This is a genomic window from Herbivorax alkaliphila, from assembly GCF_030848475.1.
Taxonomy (GTDB): Bacteria; Bacillota; Clostridia; order Acetivibrionales; family Acetivibrionaceae; genus Herbivorax.
The window spans coordinates 1-23,687 of the sequence record NZ_JAVDDS010000052.1 but is presented as its reverse complement, the minus strand read 5'-3'; the positions used below and the strand labels follow the sequence as shown (position 1 = coordinate 23,687).

Genomic DNA, 23,687 nt, shown 5'->3' with positions numbered 1-23,687 from the left:
TATTATTTACACTGTTTACTTTTCAAAGTCCAACCCACTTTTTTCTTAAGTGTGCCGCTCTCATTTGAGCGACTTTTATATACTACCACATGTTTTTTTCTTTGTCAACACTTTTTTAAAAATTCTTTTAATGTCATTTTGTGGCGTCTATTTCTGTCATCTATTAAATGCGACAGCTTTAACAATATAACATCTTTATTAACCTTTTATCAACTTAACAATCCTATGATTTCATTGCATTAGAGTAATTTAAACAAATAATTCTTAAATATTCTTAAAAAACATGCCTTATTCGCTATTTTTCTATGAAATGATTTTTTATAAGAAAAACGCCACCTGAAACTTCGATGTTTAGCTTTAGCTAAACCAGTTCACTTAACCTTTTTTATAACCTCTACCTTATTTCCTTTTGAGTTAAATGCCATTCTTTCTGAAAGATTTTTTACTAAATATATGCCTCTCCCACTTTCTTTTAAATCGCATATATCGCAAACATCCAGTTGATTATCTTCAACAATACCCATTAGCTGTTTAAAATTATAACCCTCACCTTGATCTTCTACAATAATACAAATATATTCATCAGCTATTTTCACTTTGAGCTTAACTACCTTATCCACATTATTTTTATTTCCATGATTTATCGCATTTTGAATAAGTTCATTTATAATAACTTTAACTTCAAACAAAATATCTTTTTGTGTACATATTCCTTTATCACACAAAAATTTTAATATTTCTTCTATTGCTATGCGAATATTTGTATTTTTGTTATCAACTAATGAATTGAATGATTTTAATAGCTCCAATTTTCTCAAATCTCCTAAAAAAATTTTTTCTTACTATAATAATACCCACAAATTTATAATATAAACATTAATAACAGGCATAAAAAATCATCTTTTAACACAATTATTTTATCGTTGAAATTATAAGCCAAACCTTAGATATGGAAAATTGCTAAGCTATTTTTAAGAGCATGGCTTTAACATAAGAAATGAAGTTTACTACTTTTTTACTGCTTTAAATAACTCTACGTACAAAATATATATTACTAAAGCCCTGTTGCCACTTCTTTATTTTAAATGGTATATTACATTTATATCATCTTATTTCACCAATATGCTTCTGAATTTATTCAACACTTTCTTTTCCAGCCTTGATACATACATTTGAGATACTCCTAGTTTTTCTGCTATTTCTTTTTGAGTTTTATTGTTAAAATACCTCATATTAATAAAATCTTTCTCTGTTTCATTGAATCTGTCCAAACTTTTAACTAAAAAATCACGATTTTCTACTTTTTCAAATGTCAAATCTTCTTCTCCAATAGTTTCATGAAATTCAAAATTGTCATCTGTATAAACCTTTTGGTCAAAAGACTGGACATTGTAAGCATTGTTAGACTCTATTATTTCCATAACTGCTTCTTCACTAATGTTTAAATGTTTTGAGATTTCATCAATACGGGGAGGTCTTTCTAACTGTTGTGTTAAAATTTCTCTTGCATAATTTACTTTTTTGTACACCTCATAAATCCTCCTAGGAATTCGTATAACCGATGCTTTATCCCTGAAGAATCTTTTTATCTCTCCAATAATTGTTGGAGTTGCGAAACTAACAAACTTAACACCCTTTTCAGCATCAAACCTCTCAACAGCTTTAATAAGTGCAATAGATGCAATTTGATATATATCTTCGTAATCTATCCCTCTGTTCACAAACTTCTTTGAGATTATTTCTGCTAAATAAAGATATTTATTAACTATTTCGTTTCTTATATTCACATCTTGTGTTTTTTGAAATTCTAAAAACATAATGTTTTCCGCATTGTTTTCCATATTTAAACATCCCTCTCAAGTGCTTTTGACATAGATAAAATGTACTCATCTGTGCACAATTCAACTTCATCCATTAAAGCATGTATTATATGAATTGCCAGCCCATCACCTTCATTTCTAAATACACATTTTATTGACGGATCATCACATAAATAAGTAACCTTTAAAGAATCCTCGGAAATTGAATACACAATCTTATAAGAATCAGTCTCCTTGCTTCCAATACTTACAATCTTGCTGCATACTTCTGATATTGCTACTTTTATATCTTCTATTACTTCAATGTCAAACCCTATCCTATTTCCAATACCTGAAGCTACAAGCCTTGCAACACTTACGTATTCAGCCTTAAAAGGCATAGCCAGTTCAATATTGTCTGAAACACTTTCCATATCTTTCACCTCTCTATTCAACTTCAAATATTTTATCTAAACCTGTAATAATAAATAATTTTTTAATGTTATCTTTAAGATTCGTTATTGTAATCTTTTTTTCATGTTGCTTTGCCTTTTTTAAAGCACCGACAAAAATCCCAAGACCGGTGCTGTCAATATAATCAAGTTCTTTACAGTCAATTATTAAATCCTTTTTATTAGATTCAACAACCCTATAAAGATTATCTTTTAATTCCTGTGAAGTATAAATATCAACTTCTCCTGACAAACTTACTTTAACACAATCGTCCATGTTATTCTCTACAAAACTTAATTCATCAGCCATATGTATTCCTCCTCTTTTGAAATAAAAATCTTATTCCCGAAAAATACATTCTATCCCCTAGGCACAATAGAATGTATTTTTGTAATAAAACAATGCTAACACTGCACACTATTCTTTAGGCTTCATTGTTGGAAACAATAAAACATCACGTATAGAATAAGAATCAGTTAACAACATTATAAGTCTGTCAATACCAACTCCCAACCCCCCTGTTGGAGGCATTCCATATTCTAATGCAGTTATAAAATCTTCATCCATCATATTAGCTTCTTCATCCCCAGATTCTCTTTTCTTAACCTGGTCTGAAAACCTTTCTCTTTGATCAACAGGGTCATTGAGCTCTGAATAAGCATTTGCCATTTCTCTACCTGTAATGAACAATTCAAATCTTTCTGTCAGTTCTGGATTATCTGGCTTTTTCTTTGTAAGAGGTGAAACTTCCACAGGATAATCCATTATAAAAGTAGGCTGAACAAGATGCTCTTCAGCAAATTCTTCAAACATAAGATTTAAAATTTCTCCCTTTGTAGTATCTCCCTTAACATTAAGAGAATTTTCCTTGGCTATCTTCCTTGCTTCTTCATCACTTTCAACTTTATCAAAATCAACTTTTGCATATTTTTCTACAGCTTCTGTCATAGTCATTCTTTTCCACGGAGGGGCAAGGTCAATTTTTTCATCCTGATATGTAATTGAAGTTGTTCCTAAAACATCCTCTGCCACTTTGGAAATTAAACTTTCTGTCAGTTCCATCATTCCAGAATAATCAGTATATGCTTCATATACCTCCATAAGTGTAAATTCCGGATTATGCTTTATTGACATTCCTTCATTTCTAAACATTCTTCCCATTTCATATACCTTTTCTAGTCCTCCCACAATAAGTCGTTTCAAATAAAGCTCTGGGGCAATCCTAAGATATAAATCCATATCCAAAGTATTGTGATGGGTTACAAAAGGCTTTGCAGTTGCTCCACCTGGGATGGTATTTAAAAGTGGTGTCTCCACCTCTAAAAAACCTCTGTTATCTAAAAATTTTCTTATAGCCTTAACGATATTACTTCTTATAATAAAAGTATCTCTTACATCTGGATTTACAATGAGATCTAAATATCTTTGTCTATATCTAAGATCCACATCCTTTAAGCCATGCCATTTCTCTGGTAATGGTTGAAGTGATTTTGAAAGAAGAATTATTTCACTTACCTTTACAGATATTTCACCTTTTTTAGTTTTAAAAACATCTCCTTTTACTCCAACCCAGTCACCAATGTCAAATTTCTTAAAACCCTGATATACATCATCACCTACTTTATTAACTCTAACATAGGTTTGAAGCCTTCCATCTCTATCCTGAACATCACAAAAACTTGCTTTTCCCATATCTCTTTTTGACATAAGTCTTCCAGCGATAGAAACTGATTTACCTTCCATTTCTTCAAAATTGTCAACTATAAATTTTGTAGAATGACTAACATCATATTTTACAACTTTATAGGGATCTTTATTATCCTTTTGTAATTCTTCAAGTTTAGTTCTTCTTATTTTTAATATTTCGCTTAAATCCTGAGTTTCAACATCAACTTGCTGGTCTTTTTCATTTCTTTCATCAATGTTATTTACATCTGTCATTATAAATCCTCCCACTTAAAAATATATAACCTCATATTTAAAACTATCATAACTATAAAATAACAGCTTACACTCTCAATGTAAACTGTTATTATAAATATTATATATTATTTTTAGTCAACTATACAACATTTTTATATCACTTATGAATATCTAAAATCTTATACTTAGTTACTCCATCCGGCACTTGAACTTCCACAGTAGAACCTTTTTCTTTTCCCATAAGTGCTCTGCCTACAGGGGACTCATTAGAAATTTTATATTTGCTAGGGTCTGCCTCTGTAGAACCAACTATAAAATACTCGACTTCTTCATCAAATTCCATGTCCAAAATATTTACTTTTGAACCAACACTGACAACATCAGTTTGTACATCGTCCTCATCAATAACTCTGGCACGCTTTAACATAGTCTCAAGTTGAACAATTCTTCCCTCAACCTGAGCCTGCTCATTTTTAGCTTCATCATATTCGGAATTTTCAGATATATCTCCAAATGAAAGAGCCTGTTTTATTCTTCCTGCTACTTCCCTTCTTTTTACGGTTTTCAAATATTCCAACTCTTGTTCTAACTTTTTTAGGCCCTCGAACGTTAGAACAACTTCTTTATTAATCATTTGAAGCCTCTCCTTTACTTATAATTTTGTGTTGATAATATATGCTATACTTTTTCATTTATTCTAGCCCTGACTAATGCAACTCACAATTATCAAACAAAGTGTTACACTTTACTCAAACAACCTTTAGGCATAAAATCCTTTAAAACTTTTTCAAAGAAAAATAGTAATTTACATTGAAAATAGAACAAACACAGCTTTCATTCTGATAAACTTAGATACAGAGTTTAGTACTTTGAACATAAAATGCTTCCTTAAATATTCTTCAAACTTTTTATCATTATAGACCACTAATTTAATATTGTCAATAACAGATTACAAAAATTAAGAAAAAATTATATTTTGTATCCAAAATATATTATTTAAATTCTTAATTCTAGGTTCTTATCCTCTATCCCCTGAAACCTTCCTGTAAAGCCAGTTATTTTACAACCACTTTTAATAAAATGACTAAATATATCATCTATAATTTTATTATCGACATTATTTTTGTTAATATTAGCACAAATGCTTTTTTTATGACAAAAAATCATAGACGCCAACTCTATTTTTGTAAAACATCTAATTGCATTTTGATTTAAAATAGTTTCAAGTGAATTATCAAACTGAATGGAAATACCGTCTATGATTATATTGTCAAACATAGTGCCATCTGATTTAGCATTTCCATAATTTATTACTATAGCTTTTGATTTTATTTTTTTGTCTTTTTTAAACTTACCAACATCTCCTAAATTTATAACTATATCTATATTATCTAAACCACTTTCAATGTCATCTGTCACTCGTATAGACAACCCTGTTTCATCATATACCTCTTCTATCTTTTCCTGAACATACTCCTTTTTATTAGTTATAATAGTTATGAATTTAACCAAAGGTGACAAAATCTTTATATATGAATAAAAAAGTTTATGATTATCCCCTTGTATAATTCCAATATCAAACTCTTTGACGCTCACACCTTTCTTACTCGCAATTATTTCTAAAATACTAACTAAAAGAGCTGTATAAATAAAATACCCCGAAAAAGGATTTTTAATACAAGAGTCAAATTCTAAATTTTCAGGTGCAAAAGCAGGAAAAATACATTTGTCTAAAAAGTTTTCTGTTAAATGTTTTTGTATATTTTTTTTAAACTTTTTTATTTTAAAATGTTTAAACTCACTTATTTCATCTAATGTATATTTAAGCTTTATAAAATAAATATTAAGATCTTTATTTACTTTAACTTTTTTTATTGGAAAGCAAACAAATTCTTTACTGAAAAAATCTTTTATTTTTAAAATTATCCTTTTTAAAAATTTTAGCTTTGTAGTTCCTTCTTTTTTATCACAAAATATCACCAAGCCTAAATTAGCCATATAAGTCCACGCCCCTACATACCTTTAAAGTCTTGTTTTTAATAACTGTAAATTCTTCTTAAGGATGCTTTATAAAACTTGCTGCTAATTCATATATATTGTTTTGAATAATTATATATTCTCGTAGTAAAGAATTTTAAAAAGGGCATACCCTAAAGTCTGCCCTTTTTATACTATAATTTAAGAATTAATACTGTAATTTGGGGATTCTTTTGTTATATAAATATCATGTGGATGGCTTTCTCTAAGACCTGCATTTGTTATTTTAATAAACTTTGACTTGGTTTTAAGATCTTCAATGTTCTTAGAGCCACAATAACCCATTCCATGCTTTAAACCTTCAACAAGCTGGAATACTGTATCAGATAAAGGCCCTTTATATGGGACTCTTCCTTCAACACCTTCAGGTACAAGTTTATTTGAGTCCTCTTGGAAGTATCTGTCCTTACTTCCCTTTTTCATTGCAGCTAATGAACCCATTCCTCTATATACTTTGAATCTTCTGCCCTGATAAATTTCAGACTCTCCAGGACTTTCTTCTGTTCCAGCAAAAAGGTTTCCAATCATAACAACATCAGCTCCTGATGCTATTGCCTTTGGCACATCTCCTGAAAACTTAATTCCTCCATCTGCAATTACTTGGACTCCATATTCCTTTGCAACTTCACAACAGTCACTTATAGCAGTAATTTGTGGAACCCCTATACCTGCAACTACTCTAGTGGTGCATATTGAACCAGGTCCAATTCCTACTTTAATAGCATCCGCCCCAGCTTCTATCAAGTCTCTTGTACCCTCAGCAGTTGCTACGTTACCTGCAATTATCTGAATATCAGGATATAAATTTTTTATTTTTTTTACTCCTTCGATAATATTTTTTGAGTGTCCATGTGCAGAATCTAAAGTTATAACATCAACTTTAACATCTAAAAGAGCCTCTACTCTTTCCATCATATCAGATGTAACGCCTACAGCAGCTCCAGCAAGCAACCTTCCTTTTGAGTCCTTTGCTGAATGGGGATATTGTATAGCCTTTTCTATATCCTTTATAGTTATTAAGCCTTTTAAGACCCCATCTGAGTTTACAATAGGAAGCTTTTCTATCTTGTGCCTTCTCAATATTTCCTGTGCCTCATCAAGAGTTGTTCCTTCTGGCGCTGTTACCAGCCTCTCTTTTGTCATTGCTTCTTTAATCTTTTTTTGGTAATTAGTTTCAAACCTTAAATCTCTATTAGTTATTATTCCCACTAATTTATTATTTTCTGTTATGGGAACACCTGAAATCTTATATTTAGACATTAGCTCCATAGCTTCATACACAAGATGTTCCGGTGAAAGGGAAAAGGGATCTACAATTACACCATGCTCGGAACGTTTCACCTTATCTACTTCTAAGGCTTGGTCTTTTATAGACATATTTTTGTGTATTATGCCTATTCCACCCTCTCTCGCCAATGCAATGGCAAGTTTTGAATCTGTAACGGTATCCATTGCTGAACTCATAAGCGGAATGTTAAGTCTTAATTTTTTTGTCAAATTAGTAGATATTTCAATATCCTTTGGCAGGATTTCTGATTTTTGTGGCACCAATAGCACATCATCAAAAGTTAATCCCACTTTGGAAAATCTGTTTTCCACGTTAATCCCTCCTATTTATAAAATATAGTTATATCCATTTTATCTTCTATACAAAGTACCCTTTTTTGAAATTCTGAAGTAAAGCTCAAAACTTCATTTTCAGAAATAGTTAGAATAATTATACTAGAGAACATAATCAGCGTCAAGGAAAATCAATAATCAAATACATACTCATTGTCTTTATTTAATTCAAGCCACTCTTCATAACTTTCTATTTCATTAAGATTATGATAAAGAACATCCCATATATCATCAGATGCAAAATTCCTACTCCATATGCAAACACCAGCAAGATTATATTTATGAACTAAAGCAGACTTAAGATTTATTGAATTTTCATCCTCTAGCCAAATTCTAAACCTAGAGTCTTCTTTTTTGTATTCTGCATAAAATTGGCCACTTTCTTCATCCCATACAGCCTCTGCATTATTATCTATAACTTTATTCCTAGCCTCTTCCATTGACAGGGGCACACTAGATAAACTTACTTCTCCATTTTCATCTGTTTTCTCTTCCCAAAGTCTTGTGTAATAAGGCAGACCTAAAAGAAGTTTTTCTTTTGGAACTCCTTCTTCTTCAAGAACATTTTTTAAAATTCTTTCCTGCCAAGTTACTTGTGCGACAGACCCAGCTACTGGACTTGTCCTCCAATGCTGATCATAGGACATATACATAACATAGTCTACAATCTCACTTAAAGCCTTTTTATCGTAACAGGGAATATCATTTACATCAACTGATACCACAAGTCCCTGTTTCTTTAATTTAGGTGTTACAACTTCTACAAAACGAGTAAATGCATCTTTATCGCTTTGATAAAAGTTTTCGAAATCAATATTTATACCATCTAGATTGTAAAGAGATGAATATGCTAAAATTTGCTTTGTGAAGTTTTCTATTGCTCTGTCGTCATTTAAAAACTTATTTGTCATCTCTGCATCTTGAAAATCATTACTCAAAAGAGCCCAAATCTTATATCCCTCATCATGAGCCCATTTTGTATAACTGGAATATGCTCTGTTTATCAAGTCTCCTTTAGAATTTTTAAGCTGAAACCATGTCGGCGATATAACATTCACACCTGGCATCTCAGATATAGATGAAGGATTGCTTCTTCTAGTATATACCATATCCCACACCAAATTAATCTTTTCGTACTCTTTTTCAGGCTCAGATTCTTTTTCTTCTATTTCACTGCCCCTATCTGATACTATTTTTGCAACTACATATTGTTTTTCTATAAAACCTATAACTCCATCCCAAGTTCTAACTTTATACCATCTATCATATTCTTCAAAAACCTGCATTTCATTTTTATAGTCAGCTTCGGAAACATAGTCAAACTTTCTTAAAATTGGATATTTAGAATCCCTTCCCTTTCTCAATACTGCTTCAGTTTCTATAGGATACGCTACTTGAGTAAAATCTTTTTTATAATCTATTATAACTGCATTATTTTCTTTCACATATGTTACTTCAATATCATAAAAATCACTTAAAAATTCAATAGCAATATAAATAACATCTTCTTCCTTTATAACAGGAATATTTAAATTCAAAGGATTATTATTGACAAATGAATCAAGACTTCCAGTCTTCATATTTATTTTTCTATTTTTTGTAGAAACAATAGCCTTTTGCGTTTCTTTGTCCCATTTAATAGATGAATCAAAATATTTCTTTACTACATCAAATTTTAATACTATTTCCTCATCTACAAACTTTACATTATCTGGTAAAATTATATGTTCATCTTCTATTATAAGATTGAGTGCTCCTTCTTCAAAAGCAGGAACCAAGCTTTTATTAGACTGGCTTAATTTTAAAAAACCATACACTGCTATAGAAGCAATTAAAATAAATATAACAACAACAGCAACTTTTTTCATATAAGTCCCCCTTTTTACCAATATATTATCATTTATCAAAACTGCTTGGGGTGCATGTTATTAAAGTAAATGAAAGCATGGAAAAACATTGTAAAGCGAGTTGTAGAGCCTGTTAATACGATGTGAAAAGAAAGAGCATTGTTTGAGCTTTAGTGATATCTGCTCGACCTTGAGAAGTGTTTACATGCTCTAGACTGCGAAACTTTAGTTTCTAGAATATTGTTCTTCACCTTTAATATACACACCCAACTGCTTGTACACCTTTGATCTTATTTTAAGACTCCACCTTCTATAAGATGGAGTTGCTCTTATAAATCTTCAGGTGGAGACTCAACTCCACCTAAATCCTCGTGTTTAGCTTTAGCTAAACGAGTTCATTTTTTTTGAAATATAAGGTTTTAATGACTTGAGCATTCTCTCATCTGGTTCAAAAAACACCAACACTTTACTACCTTTATAATTAGCGGTAAAAAAATACACATCCTCTGAGTTCATTGAAGTTACTGCTTTTATTTTTTGCGGAGTCTCTCTTACCTCATCATTATACTTCTCACTATCCAGCTTACCAAATACATCAAAATCTCTACACTTTGCACTAAATACCCTTTTTCTTCTTCTCTGAGCTACTATTTTATCAATATCAAGTTCACCATTGGTAATAGCATACTCATACTCTACCTTTCTAAGTGAAATTAAGTAATACGCAAGGTAGGCTAATACTATCAGCAAACCAGCCGATATAACATCAATACCTATTACCAACAGTATCAAAGAAGCTAAAAATAACGAAAAGAAAAATATTGAAAATATAAGCATATAGTCAAAAATATTTTTCTTTCTTTCAACAATTTTTTCAACAAATAAATCCATCATATACCCCCTGATTTCCATTAATTAGTTTTGTCACAAAAATTTCAGTTTTAATATTTAAAATAAGCTTTTCTATTCTAACACTGTCTATTGTTATAAACTGACAATATTAAGTGCAGAAATTTATGAAATTGGGGTTTTCACAAATTCCTGTAACCTAAAAAATCGCATAATGTTATTCTATACTTTTTATCTTAAAAGTGCAATACCTTATTAAATCAAGGATATATATGCTAAATGTGAAGAAGATTATTTTAAAAACTAAAAGAGAAACCTCCCCAATCAAGAGCACTAAAAGGTAATAGACAATGCACTCTTTAACAAATTCCTGATTGGGAGATTTCTCTCTATCAATAAAACTCTTTAGAATTCACTATTTAGTTAAATTAATACATTCCACCCATTCCACCTGGCATTCCGCCTGGCATTCCACCTGGTGCTGCAGGTGCATCTTCTTCAGGTATATCTCCAACAACGCCTTCAGTAGTAAGAACCATCGAAGCAATAGATGCAGCATTTTGAAGTGCAGATCTTGTAACTTTAGCTGGATCAACTATACCTGCTTCAATCATATTAAGATATTTGTCATTTAATACGTTAAAGCCTATTCCCATTTCACTGTTTTTAATCTTTTCAACTATAACTGAACCTTCCATTCCAGCATTTTCTGCAATCAGTCTAACAGGCTCTTCTAATGCTCTTAAAACTATTTTAACACCTGTTCTTTCGTCACCTGAAGTAGTTTCTAAAAGTTTTGATACTTTAGGTATAGCATTTATTAACGCAGTTCCTCCACCAGCTACTATACCTTCTTCAACAGCTGCTCTAGTAGCTGCAAGTGCATCTTCAATTCTTAATTTCTTTTCTTTCATTTCTGTCTCTGTAGCAGCACCAACTTGTATAACCGCTACACCACCTGCAAGCTTAGCAAGTCTTTCCTGTAATTTTTCTTTATCAAACTCTGAAGTAGTATCTTCAATTTGTGCTTTTATTGATGCTATTCTCTTTTTGATTTCATCTTCATTTCCAGCACCATCAACAATTATAGTGTTTTCTTTTTCAATTTTTATCTGTCTTGCTTTTCCAAGCTGCTCTATTTGAGTATCTTTTAAGTCAAGACCTAATTCTTCAGTAATCACTTCACCACCAGTTAGAGTTGCAATATCTTCTAACATAGCCTTTCTTCTGTCTCCAAATCCTGGAGCTTTAACTGCAACACATGTAAATGTTCCTCTTAATTTATTAACTACCAATGTAGCAAGAGCTTCACCTTCAACATCTTCTGCAATTATAGCAAGTTTTTTACCCTGCTGTACTATTTGCTCCAACATAGGAAGAATATCCTGTATATTTGTAATCTTTTTATCTGTAATTAAAAGATATGCATCTTCTAAAACTGCTTCCATTTTTTCTGTATCTGTAACCATGTAAGGAGATAAATAACCTCTGTCAAACTGCATACCTTCAACAACTTCTAGGTTTGTTCCCATTGTCTTAGATTCTTCTACAGTAATAACACCATCATTTGTAACCTTATCCATAGCATCAGATATCAGATTTCCAATAACATTATCATCAGCTGAAATTGAAGCAACTCTTGTTATGTCTTCTTTTCCTTTTACTTTCTGGCTCACTTCTTTTATTCCGTCAACAGCTATCTCTACTGATTTTTCTATTCCTTTTTTTAATATCATTGGATTTGCACCAGCAGCTACATTTTTAAGACCTTCTCTTATTACAGCTTGAGCAAGAAGGGTTGCTGTAGTAGTACCGTCACCAGCTACATCATTAGTCTTAGTTGCTACTTCTTTTACCAGCTGAGCACCCATATTTTCAAATTCATCTTCAAGTTCTATTTCCTTAGCAATTGTAACTCCATCATTTGTGATTAGAGGAGCTCCAAATTTTTTATCCAAAACAACATTTCTTCCTTTTGGTCCAAGTGTAACTTTCACTGTATCAGCTAATTTATTTACACCACTTTCTAAAGTTCTTCTAGCATCTTCACTAAATTTAATTTCCTTTGCCATAAAATAAACCTCCTTAAGTATACTTTCTTAATAATCTTTAATTGCGAGTTATACTTCCAAAATCCAATAAGTACATTTTTATTATTCAACTATAGCCAAAACGTCTCCCTGCTTTAAAATTGTATATTCCTCACCATCAAATTTAACTTCCGTACCTGAATACTTGCTCATAATAACTTTGTCTCCAATTTTTACTTCCATTTTTACTTCCTTCCCATCTTGTACAGTTCCAGGTCCTACTGCTACAACTTCAGCTACCTGTGGTTTCTCTTTTGCAGATCCCGGCAAAACTATACCACTTTTTGTAGTTTCCTCGCTTTCTACCATTTTAACAACAACTCTGTCAGCCAACGGCTTAATGTTCATGTTATTACCTCCTCTTTTTATAAGTTCCATATTTTAAAATGAATATGCATTTTGTTGTTAGCACTCACCTAAAGTGAGTGCTAATTGCAAATATAATATTATTATATTCTCCATTTTTTAAGCAAACATGCGGTTTTTCTATATTTCGTTGTTTTAGGAAAATATCAAGATATAGCACGATAATTCTTTTAAATTCATTGATTTTCTTGATTTCTCTTGTTGGGTCGCCTAAGTAACTCTTTTACTTAGCTTTAGCTAAATAATTTCACTCTTCACAAAATAAGCAAAACTACCTATTTAGGCCGCTCTCCCCTAAGCAGTTAGCTCACTTTCCATTTCTAGGCAACAGCACTTTGAACAGGTTTTGAGATCCTATATTTATAAATTTAACCCTTCCCATACCTACAAAAGAATTTTTTATTCTCTTCATTCCTATTCCGGATTTCATAAATCTTTTCTTATAATCCAGCGTCAAAACTCTTTGATAAAGCCATGAATTTCTTCTATACGGGTTATTCCCCTTTGAGAATAGATAAACACTGTTATCTGCTATTAACGCCCCTGGATTGGTGATTTCAATGAATTTAGGTGCAATATTTATTGTAACGCCTCTAGAATTATCTAAGTAATCTCTATGAACAAGAGCATTTGCAATTACTTCTTCTAATGCTTCAAAAGGATACTCCTTATCTTTAATCAAATCTTTCAAAAACTTTGATATGTCATCTAACATACTTAAAATATTACCATAAAAAAAATCAACTTTATCGTTATGCACTACCTTTGCATGAACTTGGGGAAGGCGAATAAAAGGATTTTTACCAAACAAGAGTAATCCTCCTATTGTTGGACTATAACCATCCCCCTCAACTTTCTCCCCAATTATCCCTAAAGCTTCCATTAAAATCTCACTAGGACTTTCGCTAATAACCCCTAACCTTTTAAAATAATTCTTTACAAATTCCTCATCAATTTCATCTAGTCCTGCATTTTTTAACACAACCGTCTCATATGTCATCAGTCCATTTTCCTGCAGTAAATTTGCTATTTCATTTCTTCTTGCTTTGTCTGTAGTAGATCCTCTTCTTATGTAAAACGCTCCATTTTGAATCATTTGATGAGGTCTGTGGTTACTTTTGTAAATAGTCAATACCCCTAACGTTTTTTCCTTAAATTCAATTAAGTCTACAGAAACAGCCACTGGCGGATCACATCTATTATATATAACCTGTTGAATCTGCTCTTCTTTATAGTCTTTAGGATTAATACCCAAAATTTTCTTGGTTTTATCCTCAACACCAAAAACAATATATCCCCTGCCCCCCCTAGAATTAGCCATAGCAATAACATCCTTGGCAAGTTCTTTTTTCTCGCCATAGGTTGACAAATTTATCTCGGCCTTAAAGTCTAGCTTGGGTCCTTCTTCCCTTTTTAGAAGACGCATCAACTTATTAATATCCAACCATTTGACCTCCGAAACGTTATCGTCTCTTTTTTAATTCATTATATATATCATCCAGTTTAACATCTCTTTCAACCATCAAAACAAAAAGGTGATAAAAAAGATCTGAAATTTCATAGGTTATCTCTTTTTTATCTTTATTTTTTGCAGCAATAATGACTTCTGATGTCTCTTCTCCAACCTTTTTTAATATTTTGTCAATACCTTTTTCAAACAAATAATTTGTATAAGAACCCTCTTTAGGATTTATAGTTCTGTCAACTATCACATCATATACTTCTTTTAATACTTTTGTTCCATCATATACTTTGTCTTCATCAAATACTTTTTCTGAATTCTCCTTAACGCCATCTTTTTCACTAATTTCCCTGTAAAAACAAGAATAATGTCCTGTATGACAGGCTCCTCCAACCTGTTCAACCTTTATTAAAAGAGTATCACTATCACAATCTATACTTATTGATTTAATATGCTGAAAATGTCCTGAAGTTTCACCTTTTTGCCAAAGTTTATTTCTGCTTCTGCTAAAATAATGAACTCTGTCAGTTTCCAATGACTTACCCAATGCCTCTTTATTCATATATGCCATCATAAGCACCTGATTGGTTTTATAATCCTGTGTTATAGCAGGTATTAAACCATTTTCATCAAATTTAATATTTTCAATTATTTCTTCCATACTTTTATTTATCCTCATCTATCCTTACCTCTATTCCTTTTTCTTTTAAATATTTTTTTAAATCCATTATTTCAATTTCCCTATAATGAAATAATGATGCTGCAAGTACTGCGTCTGCCTTCCCATCTACTATTGCATCATAAAAATGATCCATTTCACCTGCTCCACCTGATGCAATAACTGGCAAATGAACTATTTCAGATACCTTTTTTGTAAGTTCAACATCATAGCCTTTTTTAGTTCCATCACAGTCCATACTGGTGAGAAGAATTTCCCCTGCACCCTGACTTTCTATTTGTGCAGCCCACTGCATAACATCCAGTCCTGTATTTACCTTTCCTCCATTTTTGTACACATCCCATCCAGAACCATCTTCACGCTTCTTTGCATCAACTGCTACAACAACACATTGACTTCCAAAACGTGATGCAGCTTCTGTAATAAGATGAGGGTTTTCTATAGCAGCTGAGTTAATTGATATTTTATCAGCTCCAGCCTTTAGGATATCTCTAAAATCCTCTAGCTTTCTTATTCCCCCTCCAACAGTAAAAGGAATAAATACCTGTTCAGCAACTTTTTCAACAACATCAATCATAATATCCCTTGCTTCAGAAGAAGCTGTTATATCTAAAAATACAAGTTCATCAGCTCCTGCTTCATTATATAAAGATGCAATTTCTACAGGATCACCTGCATCTTTTAGATTTTCAAAATTAATCCCTTTAACTACTCTTCCATCATGTACATCCAAACAAGGAATTATTCTCTTTGTAAACATTTCTATTCCTCCTTATTTAACTATTCCTTACCAATTTTTATAGCCTGTTTCAGGTCAACATCACCTGTGTACAATGCTTTTCCAACAATAACACCTGAAACTCCTGTTTCTTTTAAGTTCTTTATATCCTGAAGATTGCTTACTCCACCAGATGCTATAATTTCAGCATCCACCTCTTTAGCCATTTCTTTCATAGCAGTAAGGTTTGGACCTGTCAGCATACCATCTCTTGAAATATCCGTGTATATTATTGTCTTTGCTCCCAATTCCACCATCTTATTTGCAAAACCTACAGCCGTAAATTCACTTGTCTTAGCCCATCCATCAATTGCTACCATTCCGTCCTTTGCATCTATTCCAATTACTACATTTTCTTGGAATGTTTCAACTGCCTGTTTGACCAAATCAGGATCCTTAACTGCAGAAGTTCCTATTATTACTCTTTGAACTCCTTTTGAAATAACTCCTTCAATCAGTTCAATACTTCGGATTCCTCCTCCTAACTGAACAGGTATCCCTAAATTAACAGCCATTTCACTTACAATAGAAGTGTTTTGAGCTTCCCCAGTTCGTGCTCCATCTAAATCCACTATATGAAGGTACTCTGCTCCAAGTTTTTCCCATTTCAAAGCCATTTCAACAGGATCGTCAGAGTAAACAGTAACTTTATCAAACTCTCCCTGAACAAGCCTTACACATTTTCCATCTTTAATATCTACAGCTGGATAAATAATCATATTTTTATACCTCCTACAATTGAAAACAATCTTTTATCTTGTTCTAAGACTCCACTTAAAGCCCCGATGTTTAGCTTTAGCTAAACGAGTTCACTCACCTCTGTGAGAAATTTTTTAAAATTTCAAGTCCAATATCCCCACTTTTTTCGGGATGAAATTGAGTAGCACACACATTTTCTTTTTGTACTGCAACGGTAAATTCAATGTTATAAGTGGTTGATGCAATTATAATATCCTTATCATCAGTATCTAAATGATAAGAATGTACAAAATAAACATAGGGATTTGGTAAAATTCCATCAAACAAAAAGGAATTCCCTTTAATGTCAAGACTGTTCCACCCCATATGAGGAACCTTCAAGTTTTCGCTAAAAGGAATTTTCTTTATAGCTCCTTTAAGAATCCCCAACCCTTTGACATCTTCTCCACCTTCTTCACTGTACTCAAACAAAAGCTGCATCCCAAGACATATTCCTAAAAATGGTTTCCCCTTGGTTATTACAGCATTTATTGTTTCTAACATACCATCACTTTTAAGTCTTTTCATAGCATCATAAAAGGCTCCAACTCCTGGTAAAATAACTTTGTCTGCCTTTAAAATAAACTCTTTGTCACAGGATATTTTTGCTTCACACCCTATGAAATGAAGAGCTTTTTCCACGCTTCTTAAATTTCCAACTCCATAATCTATTATAGCTATCAATTCAATTCACTCCACATTATATATTCTCATTAAATCTCCAGAATATATTAAGTTAAATACTGGCTACATTTATCTTATATAATCTTTTGAGTATCCACATAAAATCTCAATGTTTAGCTTTGGCTAAACGCTTTCATTTTTTCACCTGTAAGCCTCTCATAAGCTTCTATATATTTCGACCTTGTTTTTTTTATAACTTGCTCTGGAAGTACTGGTGCCGGTGGTCTTTTATCCCAATCAATCTTTTCAAGGTACTCTCTTAAAAACTGCTTATCAAAACTCTTTTGAGGTCTTCCTGGCTCATATTCAGTGATATCCCAAAACCTAGATGAATCTGGCGTAAGCATTTCATCACCTACAACTAACCTATCTTCATGGATACCAAACTCAAACTTGGTATCTGCAAGAATTATTCCTTTTTTTTCAGCATAAGCACTTGCTTTTTCATACAATTTAATGCTAACATCCCTGAGCTTATTTGCAAGTTCAGAACCTATTTTTCCACAAAGAGTCTGAAAGGAAATATTTTCATCATGTCCCTCCTTGGCTTTTGTGGAAGAGAAAAACATTGGTTCTGATAATTTATCTGCCTGCCTCAGACCTTCAGGAAGCTTAACACCACATACACTGCCGGTTTTTTTGTACTCTTTCAAAGCTGAACCTTCTAAATAACCTCTTACAATACATTCAGCTTCTATCATTTTAATTTTTTTTACCAGCATTGACCTTCCCTGAAGTTCTTCCTTATGCTGTGAAAGATTACAAGGGTATTTGCTTACATCTGTAGTTATCATATGATTATCAACTATATCTGTTGTATAATCAAACCAAAAATCTGAAATGCTGTTTAGCACTTTCCCCTTTTCAGGTATAAGATCTTCAAATACCACGTCAAAGGCAGATATCCTGTCTGTAACTACAATAAGAAGTTTATCACCTAAGTCGTATACATCTCTCACTTTTCCTTTAACATGTACTGGTAAATCTATAAAATTTGTTTCCTTAATAATCATACCTTATTACTCCATTTACTTTTATCTAATTACTAAACTTTAATTTATAGTTAATAGATTTTTTTCTAGCAAACATTCTCATTAGCTAAGGCTACCTTTTGTAGACATAATTCCTTTAATTCTTTCATCTATGCTTGTTGCCTCATCAAAAGCTCTTCCAAAAGCTTTAAAAACAGCCTCTATTATGTGATGTGTATTGCTGCCATGCAAAAGTTTTACATGTAGTGTCATTCCTGCATTATGAGATAGTGCTCTAAAAAATTCTTCAAAGAGCTCTGTTTCCATATTACCTGCTTTTTCACATGTAAACTCCACATCAAATACCAAAAACGGTCTGCCACTTAAATCAAGTGACACTAAAGCTAAAGATTCATCCATAGGAACATATGATGTACCATATCTTTTTATAGACTTTTTATCTCCTAATGCTTTCTTAATTAGTTGCCCAAGTGATATCCCTATATCTTCAACAGTATGATGAGCATCAACTTCCAAATCTCCTTTTGCATCTACTTTTAAATCCATAAGTCCATGTCTCGCAAAAAGATTCAGCATATGATCAAAAAATCCTATTCCTGTACTAATGCTATTATTACCATCACCGTCTATATTAAGTTCAATACTAATGTCTGTTTCATTAGTCTTTCTTTTAACATCAGACTTTCTTTCCATAGCCTTCCTCCATATACTCTTTTTTTAAGCTTCCCAGCTTAATCCACCATCTTTTTTAAAAGGCTTGTTCTTTTTTGTGCTTTTTCAAAATTGTAAATTTATTCAATCTAAAGTACCCTGTATATACTTTAGTCCATATTATTATAACAGATAAAAGGATATTAATTCTACTAATTTGTATAAAAAAATCCTTTAAAAATAAAAATAAAGTCGTTTAGATTTGGCTAAACGACTTTATTTTTAAATTATTTTAAGCACTTTTGTAATTCTTTTAATAAAACATTATTTTGCTCTTTATTCCCTATGCTTACCCTAGCACAGTTTCCCAAAATTGGTGCTTTCCCAAAACCTCTTATCAGAATGCCTTTTTCTTCTAGTTTTTTGCACACTTCAGGAGCATCTGGGACTTCAAAACAAATAAAGTTGGCCTCAGAAGGATAAACATGAATTTTTTCCATCTTTTCAAGCTCTCCCATCAGGTATTCTCTCTGTTCAATTAAGTACTCTACCTGACTATCTATAATTTCTCTTTCCTTAAAAGTCAACATTGCAATATATTGAGACAGAGAACTAATATTATACGGTGGTTTTACCTTACTTATCTCATTTGCCATTTCAAGACCACTTATAGAATAACCACATCTTAAACCTGCCAGACCGTAAGCTTTTGAGAAGGTACGAAGTATAACTAAATTTTCATAACGAGATAATAGTCCTGCAGATGACTCCTTTAAGAACTCTGCATAGGCTTCATCTACTACTATCACTGCATCTGGACATTCTTTTGCTATCTTCTCAATATTTTCCTTTGAAATTGATCCACCTGTTGGATTATTGGGATTGCACAAAAATACTATCTTTGCTTTTTCTCTTTTAGTCACATGGATAAATTGATCAATATCATATGCAAAATCCCGTTCCTTTTTCAAAGGAATTTCAACAGGAATTCCCCCTCCAATAATTGTATTTATTTTGTACATCCCAAAGCTTGGTACAGGACATACTACTTTATCTCCCTTTTCAACAAATACATTTATTATGACCTGTATTAACTGGTCAGAGCCAGTTCCTACCACTATATTTTCATAGTCGACTTTCCAGTAAGGAGCTAATGTCTTTCTAAGTTCAATAGAATCTGTATCAGGATACAAGTTTAAGTCAGGACCTTTTAAGAAAAAATCTGCAACTTTTTTTCTAATTTTTTCAGGTAAATCAAATGGACTTTCATTTGCATCAAGTTTTATTTCATGTGGTATTTGATTTGCCTTATAAGGATCAAATTCCTTAATTTCTCTTCTAACTAAATCTTTAATCATAAAAAAACCCCCAATATCTACTCTTCAAATCTAACTCTTACTGCATCAGCATGAGCTTTCAAGCCCTCTGACTCTGCAAAGAGTATAACATCATCTTTCACCTTTTCAAGCCCTTTTTTAGAATATGAAATAATACTGCTCTTTTTTATAAAATCAGACACATTTAAAGGTGAAAAGAATCTTGCTGTTCCACTTGTAGGAAGAACGTGATTAGGTCCTGCAATGTAATCTCCTAAAGATTCTGTAGAGTAATTACCTAAGAATATGGCACCTGCATTTTTTACACTTCCCAAAAATGAAAATGGCTCTTCTATGCATAATTCCAGATGTTCAGGAGCAATTCTATTTACAACCTTTGCAGCAAAATTTAAATTATCAACAATAATTATTGCACCATAGTCTTCTAATGACTTTAAAGTCATTTCTTTTCTTGGCAGCTCATTTACCTGTTTTTCAACTTCAACTTTTACACTTTTGGCAAGACTCTCTGAAGTTGTCACTAAAACAGATGATGAAAGAACATCATGTTCTGCCTGAGACAAAAGATCTGCCGCTACAAACGATGGCTTTGCAGTCTCATCAGCTACAACCATTATTTCACTTGGCCCTGCAATCATGTCTATATCACAGTATCCATATACTATTCTCTTTGCTGTTGCAACATATATATTACCAGGTCCAACTATTTTATCAACCTTTGGTATACTCTCTGTCCCAAAAGCCATAGCTGCAATTGCTTGGGCACCACCAACTTTGTATATATCATCCACACCTGCTTCGCACGCAGTAACTAATATAACAGGATTAACTTTTCCGTCTTTCCCCGGAGGGGTTGACATCACAATTTTTTCTACACCTGCAACTTTAGCCGGCATTGCACACATAAGAACAGAAGATGGATATGCAGCTGTTCCTCCAGGTACATATATTCCCATAACTTCTAAAGGTCTTAATAATTGACCTAAAATTACACCATCTTCTTCTGTAGAAAACCATGAATTTTCCTTTTGCTTTTCATGAAACTTTTCTATATTTTGCTTTGACTTTCTTATAGCCTCTAAAAGCTTTTGGTCAACTTTTTCATAAGCCTCTTGTATCTCTTTTGAAGATACTCTTAATTTATCTTCTTTTAGTAAAACCTTATCAAACATTTCAGTATATTTAATTACCGCATTATTACCATCTTTTTTTACATTTCCAACTATATCTTCAACACGTCTTAGAACATCTCCGTATTCTATCTGACTTCTAGATGCAAGCCTTTCAAATATATCGCTGTCTCTATCCCCTCTTAAATCTATTATTTTAATCAAATAAATCACCTCTTTTCAAGTTCTTTTCGTGCACCATCGATTATTTTATTTATACGTTGACTTTCCATTTTCATACTAACTCTATTAACAACCATTCTTGCACTTATGTCTGCAATTTCATCAAGAACCACCAAACCATTTTCTTTTAAGGTTCTGCCACTTTCAACTAGGTCAACAATAACTTCTGATAGACCAACTAAAGGAGCAAGTTCTATCGAGCCATTGAGTTTTATAACTTCTATAGACTCTTTTCTTTTGTGTTCAAAGTACTCTCTTGCAATTTTAGGATACTTAGTTGCAACTCTTTTATTATTTAACTGATCAAGCTTCCCTTCATATTCTTTAGGTCCTGCTACAACCATTCTGCAAGCTGCAAATCCAAGATTTAGAACTTCGTATAAATGTCGCCCCTCTTCTAAAAGAGTATCCTTTCCGACAATTCCTAAGTCGGCAGCACCATATTCAACATACGTTGGAACATCACTTGGCTTTGCAAGAAAAAATTTTATTTTATTTTTTTCATCCATCAAAATAAGCCTTCTGGATGAATTCTTAAGTTCTGAACAATCTATACCCACAGCTTCAAACAATTCGACCGATAAATCGGTAAGTCTCCCTTTTGAAAGAGCTATTGTCAAATACCTCATAAATTACCTCCTGATTTATATACATTCATTTTCATTTAAGATTTTAAGAGTTCTTTTACAGTTACTTTTTTAACTTGGTCATTTTCTAAATTGTGCACCTGAATATTCTCATCATCTATAACTTTTAGTATGCCTCCTATACCTTTATCTTTTGCATACTTTTTAATATCTTCTAAACTACTCCTTGTAATATCCATTTCAACATCAAGTCCCTGCTTTCTCAACGTATCACAAATCTTAAATGCACTTTTCCTGCCCTTTGGCTCATAACAAATCAAACTGTCTATACTCAATTCTTCTATATTAATTTTTTGCCTGTCCAAAGCCATCATTATCATATTTATGCCAAGAGAAAAACCTGTAGCAGGTGCCTTTTTACCAAATTTCTCAACCAAGCTATCATATCTTCCACCACTTAGTATTGGGAAGCCAACACCATAAGTAAACCCTCTAAAAATTATACCTGTATAGTAATTTAGACTTTGAACCATTCCAAGATCTATGGATACATACTTAGAAAGTCCATAATCCTCGAGTATTTCAACAATTTTTCTAAGATTTTCAAGAGCATTTATGCATCTTTGGTTAATTGAATATTTTTCAACTTTTTCAATAACATCTACAGATCCAAATAGTTTAGGCAAACTAAAGATTAGTTCTTTTAACTCTTCCTTTATACTGTGTTTCTTAACTAATTCCTCAACACCTAAAAAATCTTTTCTATCAATAAGAACTCTCATTTGTTCTGTTTCTTCCTCTGATAAATCTGCTTCTTCCATCAACCCTTTGAAAAACTCTACTTGGCCTATATCTATCTGAAAGCTCTCAAGCCCCAGCTCTTTGACAGAATCAATTGCAGCAGCTATTATTTCAGCATCAGCTTCCGGAGTATTAACACCTACTATTTCCATACCCGCTTGAGTAAACTCTTTTTGCCTTCCTCCTCCACTTTCATTGTATTTAAAAGTGTTTCCTATGTAGGAAAATTTTAATGGATAATTTGCATCCTTATATTTTGTAGCAACCACTCTTGCTATTGGTATGGTTATATCAGGTCTTAAAACCAATATACGACCTTCCTTGTCAAAAAACTTAAACATAGTTTCCTGAGGTGCTATTTCTTTTTCTGACGAAAACACATCGTAAAACTCCACCATCGGAGTCTCAATCTCATAGCATCCATAACTTCTAAACACTTTCCTCATCTTGCCTTCTAAATTTTTTTTATGATAACACTCGCTTATCAGTATATCCTGAACCCCTTCAGGAGTATAAATTTTCCACTTTGCCAAATTAGCCCCTCCTCTTTATCGCTTTACCACACTAAATTAATGAATTATAATATATTATAAAGCAACTTTCCTCCCCTGTCAAGCAAAAATTAGGGTCAGCTTGAATAAG

General features: G+C 32.3%; 23 protein-coding genes. All 23 read right to left on the bottom strand.

What is annotated here, in order from left to right:
* Nucleotides 1–371: 371 nt before the first annotated feature.
* Nucleotides 372–809 (bottom strand): ATP-binding protein, encoded by a 438-nt coding sequence (locus tag RBH29_RS14875; protein ID WP_306697723.1) that lies wholly within the window; start codon nucleotides 807–809, stop codon nucleotides 372–374.
* Nucleotides 810–1,109: 300 nt separating this feature from the next.
* On the bottom strand, nucleotides 1,110–1,841 hold the full coding sequence (locus tag RBH29_RS14870) for a SigB/SigF/SigG family RNA polymerase sigma factor (RefSeq protein WP_306697722.1): 732 nt from the start codon (nucleotides 1,839–1,841) through the stop codon (nucleotides 1,110–1,112).
* Between the two features lie 2 nt (nucleotides 1,842–1,843).
* On the bottom strand, nucleotides 1,844–2,233 hold the full coding sequence (locus tag RBH29_RS14865; protein ID WP_306697721.1) for an ATP-binding protein: 390 nt from the start codon (nucleotides 2,231–2,233) through the stop codon (nucleotides 1,844–1,846).
* 13 nt (nucleotides 2,234–2,246) lie between these two features.
* Entirely contained in the window at nucleotides 2,247–2,561 is a 315-nt protein-coding gene (locus tag RBH29_RS14860; RefSeq protein ID WP_306697720.1) for an STAS domain-containing protein, read from the bottom strand.
* A gap of 108 nt (nucleotides 2,562–2,669) precedes the next feature.
* Nucleotides 2,670–4,193: a lysine--tRNA ligase gene (gene lysS / locus RBH29_RS14855; protein WP_306697719.1), complete on the bottom strand. Its 1,524-nt coding sequence runs from the start codon at nucleotides 4,191–4,193 to the stop codon at nucleotides 2,670–2,672.
* Nucleotides 4,194–4,332: 139 nt separating this feature from the next.
* The gene (gene greA / locus RBH29_RS14850; protein ID WP_306697718.1) at nucleotides 4,333–4,809 is read right to left on the bottom strand and encodes a transcription elongation factor GreA; all 477 of its coding nucleotides are present in this window, start codon (nucleotides 4,807–4,809) and stop codon (nucleotides 4,333–4,335) included.
* Nucleotides 4,810–5,171: 362 nt separating this feature from the next.
* Nucleotides 5,172–6,173: a hypothetical protein gene (locus RBH29_RS14845; protein ID WP_306697717.1), complete on the bottom strand. Its 1,002-nt coding sequence runs from the start codon at nucleotides 6,171–6,173 to the stop codon at nucleotides 5,172–5,174.
* Between the two features lie 180 nt (nucleotides 6,174–6,353).
* Entirely contained in the window at nucleotides 6,354–7,811 is a 1,458-nt protein-coding gene (gene guaB, locus RBH29_RS14840) for an IMP dehydrogenase (protein ID WP_306697716.1), read from the bottom strand.
* 152 nt (nucleotides 7,812–7,963) lie between these two features.
* Nucleotides 7,964–9,700 carry a glycosyl hydrolase family 18 protein gene (locus RBH29_RS14835; RefSeq protein ID WP_306697715.1) on the bottom strand — a complete coding sequence of 579 codons (1,737 nt, stop codon included), beginning with the start codon at nucleotides 9,698–9,700 and terminating at the stop codon, nucleotides 7,964–7,966.
* 360 nt (nucleotides 9,701–10,060) lie between these two features.
* Nucleotides 10,061–10,570: a DUF6106 family protein gene (locus RBH29_RS14830; RefSeq protein WP_306697714.1), complete on the bottom strand. Its 510-nt coding sequence runs from the start codon at nucleotides 10,568–10,570 to the stop codon at nucleotides 10,061–10,063.
* A gap of 386 nt (nucleotides 10,571–10,956) precedes the next feature.
* A complete protein-coding gene (gene groL, locus RBH29_RS14825) occupies nucleotides 10,957–12,600 on the bottom strand; it encodes a chaperonin GroEL (RefSeq protein ID WP_306697713.1) in 1,644 nt (547 codons plus the stop codon).
* An 81-nt stretch (nucleotides 12,601–12,681) separates the two neighbouring features.
* Nucleotides 12,682–12,966, bottom strand: coding sequence for a co-chaperone GroES (gene groES, locus RBH29_RS14820; protein WP_306697712.1), 285 nt, complete (start codon nucleotides 12,964–12,966; stop codon nucleotides 12,682–12,684).
* Between the two features lie 325 nt (nucleotides 12,967–13,291).
* Nucleotides 13,292–14,428: an AlbA family DNA-binding domain-containing protein gene (locus tag RBH29_RS14815; protein WP_306697711.1), complete on the bottom strand. Its 1,137-nt coding sequence runs from the start codon at nucleotides 14,426–14,428 to the stop codon at nucleotides 13,292–13,294.
* Nucleotides 14,429–14,447: 19 nt separating this feature from the next.
* On the bottom strand, nucleotides 14,448–15,125 hold the full coding sequence (gene hisIE / locus RBH29_RS14810; protein WP_459076794.1) for a bifunctional phosphoribosyl-AMP cyclohydrolase/phosphoribosyl-ATP diphosphatase HisIE: 678 nt from the start codon (nucleotides 15,123–15,125) through the stop codon (nucleotides 14,448–14,450).
* Nucleotides 15,112–15,885 (bottom strand): imidazole glycerol phosphate synthase subunit HisF, encoded by a 774-nt coding sequence (hisF, locus tag RBH29_RS14805; protein WP_306697710.1) that lies wholly within the window; start codon nucleotides 15,883–15,885, stop codon nucleotides 15,112–15,114. Before hisF ends, hisIE begins: the two co-directional genes overlap by 14 nt.
* A 20-nt stretch (nucleotides 15,886–15,905) precedes the next feature.
* A complete protein-coding gene (hisA, locus tag RBH29_RS14800) occupies nucleotides 15,906–16,622 on the bottom strand; it encodes a 1-(5-phosphoribosyl)-5-[(5-phosphoribosylamino)methylideneamino]imidazole-4-carboxamide isomerase (RefSeq protein ID WP_306697709.1) in 717 nt (238 codons plus the stop codon).
* A 94-nt stretch (nucleotides 16,623–16,716) separates the two neighbouring features.
* Complete coding sequence (gene hisH, locus RBH29_RS14795) at nucleotides 16,717–17,325, bottom strand: imidazole glycerol phosphate synthase subunit HisH (RefSeq protein WP_306697708.1); 609 nt, start codon at nucleotides 17,323–17,325, stop codon at nucleotides 16,717–16,719.
* Between the two features lie 113 nt (nucleotides 17,326–17,438).
* Complete coding sequence (locus tag RBH29_RS14790) at nucleotides 17,439–18,338, bottom strand: phosphoribosylaminoimidazolesuccinocarboxamide synthase (protein WP_306697707.1); 900 nt, start codon at nucleotides 18,336–18,338, stop codon at nucleotides 17,439–17,441.
* Nucleotides 18,339–18,419: 81 nt separating this feature from the next.
* A complete protein-coding gene (hisB, locus tag RBH29_RS14785) occupies nucleotides 18,420–19,010 on the bottom strand; it encodes an imidazoleglycerol-phosphate dehydratase HisB (protein ID WP_306697706.1) in 591 nt (196 codons plus the stop codon).
* A 245-nt stretch (nucleotides 19,011–19,255) separates the two neighbouring features.
* Nucleotides 19,256–20,326, bottom strand: coding sequence for a histidinol-phosphate transaminase (hisC, locus tag RBH29_RS14780; protein WP_306697705.1), 1,071 nt, complete (start codon nucleotides 20,324–20,326; stop codon nucleotides 19,256–19,258).
* 17 nt (nucleotides 20,327–20,343) lie between these two features.
* Entirely contained in the window at nucleotides 20,344–21,639 is a 1,296-nt protein-coding gene (gene hisD / locus RBH29_RS14775; RefSeq protein ID WP_306697704.1) for a histidinol dehydrogenase, read from the bottom strand.
* Nucleotides 21,640–21,644: 5 nt separating this feature from the next.
* Complete coding sequence (gene hisG, locus RBH29_RS14770; protein WP_306697703.1) at nucleotides 21,645–22,286, bottom strand: ATP phosphoribosyltransferase; 642 nt, start codon at nucleotides 22,284–22,286, stop codon at nucleotides 21,645–21,647.
* Between the two features lie 35 nt (nucleotides 22,287–22,321).
* Complete coding sequence (hisZ, locus tag RBH29_RS14765; protein WP_306697702.1) at nucleotides 22,322–23,578, bottom strand: ATP phosphoribosyltransferase regulatory subunit; 1,257 nt, start codon at nucleotides 23,576–23,578, stop codon at nucleotides 22,322–22,324.
* Nucleotides 23,579–23,687 lie beyond the last annotated feature (109 nt).

Coding starts and splice junctions, on each gene's coding strand:
- groES (WP_306697712.1), bottom strand. CDS start 12,966: ATGAACATTAAGCCGTTGGCTGACAGAGTTGTTGTTAAAATGGTAGAA.
- greA (WP_306697718.1), bottom strand. CDS start 4,809: ATGATTAATAAAGAAGTTGTTCTAACGTTCGAGGGCCTAAAAAAGTTA.
- hisA (WP_306697709.1), bottom strand. CDS start 16,622: ATGATTATTTATCCAGCTGTAGATATTAAAGATGGAAAATGTGTAAGG.
- RBH29_RS14860 (WP_306697720.1), bottom strand. CDS start 2,561: ATGGCTGATGAATTAAGTTTTGTAGAGAATAACATGGACGATTGTGTT.
- hisG (WP_306697703.1), bottom strand. CDS start 22,286: ATGAGGTATTTGACAATAGCTCTTTCAAAAGGGAGACTTACCGATTTA.
- lysS (WP_306697719.1), bottom strand. CDS start 4,193: ATGACAGATGTAAATAACATTGATGAAAGAAATGAAAAAGACCAGCAA.
- hisB (WP_306697706.1), bottom strand. CDS start 19,010: ATGGAAAGAAAGTCTGATGTTAAAAGAAAGACTAATGAAACAGACATT.
- RBH29_RS14830 (WP_306697714.1), bottom strand. CDS start 10,570: ATGGATTTATTTGTTGAAAAAATTGTTGAAAGAAAGAAAAATATTTTT.
- RBH29_RS14865 (WP_306697721.1), bottom strand. CDS start 2,233: ATGGAAAGTGTTTCAGACAATATTGAACTGGCTATGCCTTTTAAGGCT.
- RBH29_RS14835 (WP_306697715.1), bottom strand. CDS start 9,700: ATGAAAAAAGTTGCTGTTGTTGTTATATTTATTTTAATTGCTTCTATA.
- hisF (WP_306697710.1), bottom strand. CDS start 15,885: ATGTTTACAAAGAGAATAATTCCTTGTTTGGATGTACATGATGGAAGA.
- hisIE (WP_459076794.1), bottom strand. CDS start 15,125: ATGAGGATAAATAAAAGTATGGAAGAAATAATTGAAAATATTAAATTT.
- groL (WP_306697713.1), bottom strand. CDS start 12,600: ATGGCAAAGGAAATTAAATTTAGTGAAGATGCTAGAAGAACTTTAGAA.
- RBH29_RS14790 (WP_306697707.1), bottom strand. CDS start 18,338: ATGATTATTAAGGAAACAAATTTTATAGATTTACCAGTACATGTTAAA.
- hisC (WP_306697705.1), bottom strand. CDS start 20,326: ATGATTAAAGATTTAGTTAGAAGAGAAATTAAGGAATTTGATCCTTAT.
- RBH29_RS14845 (WP_306697717.1), bottom strand. CDS start 6,173: ATGGCTAATTTAGGCTTGGTGATATTTTGTGATAAAAAAGAAGGAACT.
- RBH29_RS14870 (WP_306697722.1), bottom strand. CDS start 1,841: ATGGAAAACAATGCGGAAAACATTATGTTTTTAGAATTTCAAAAAACA.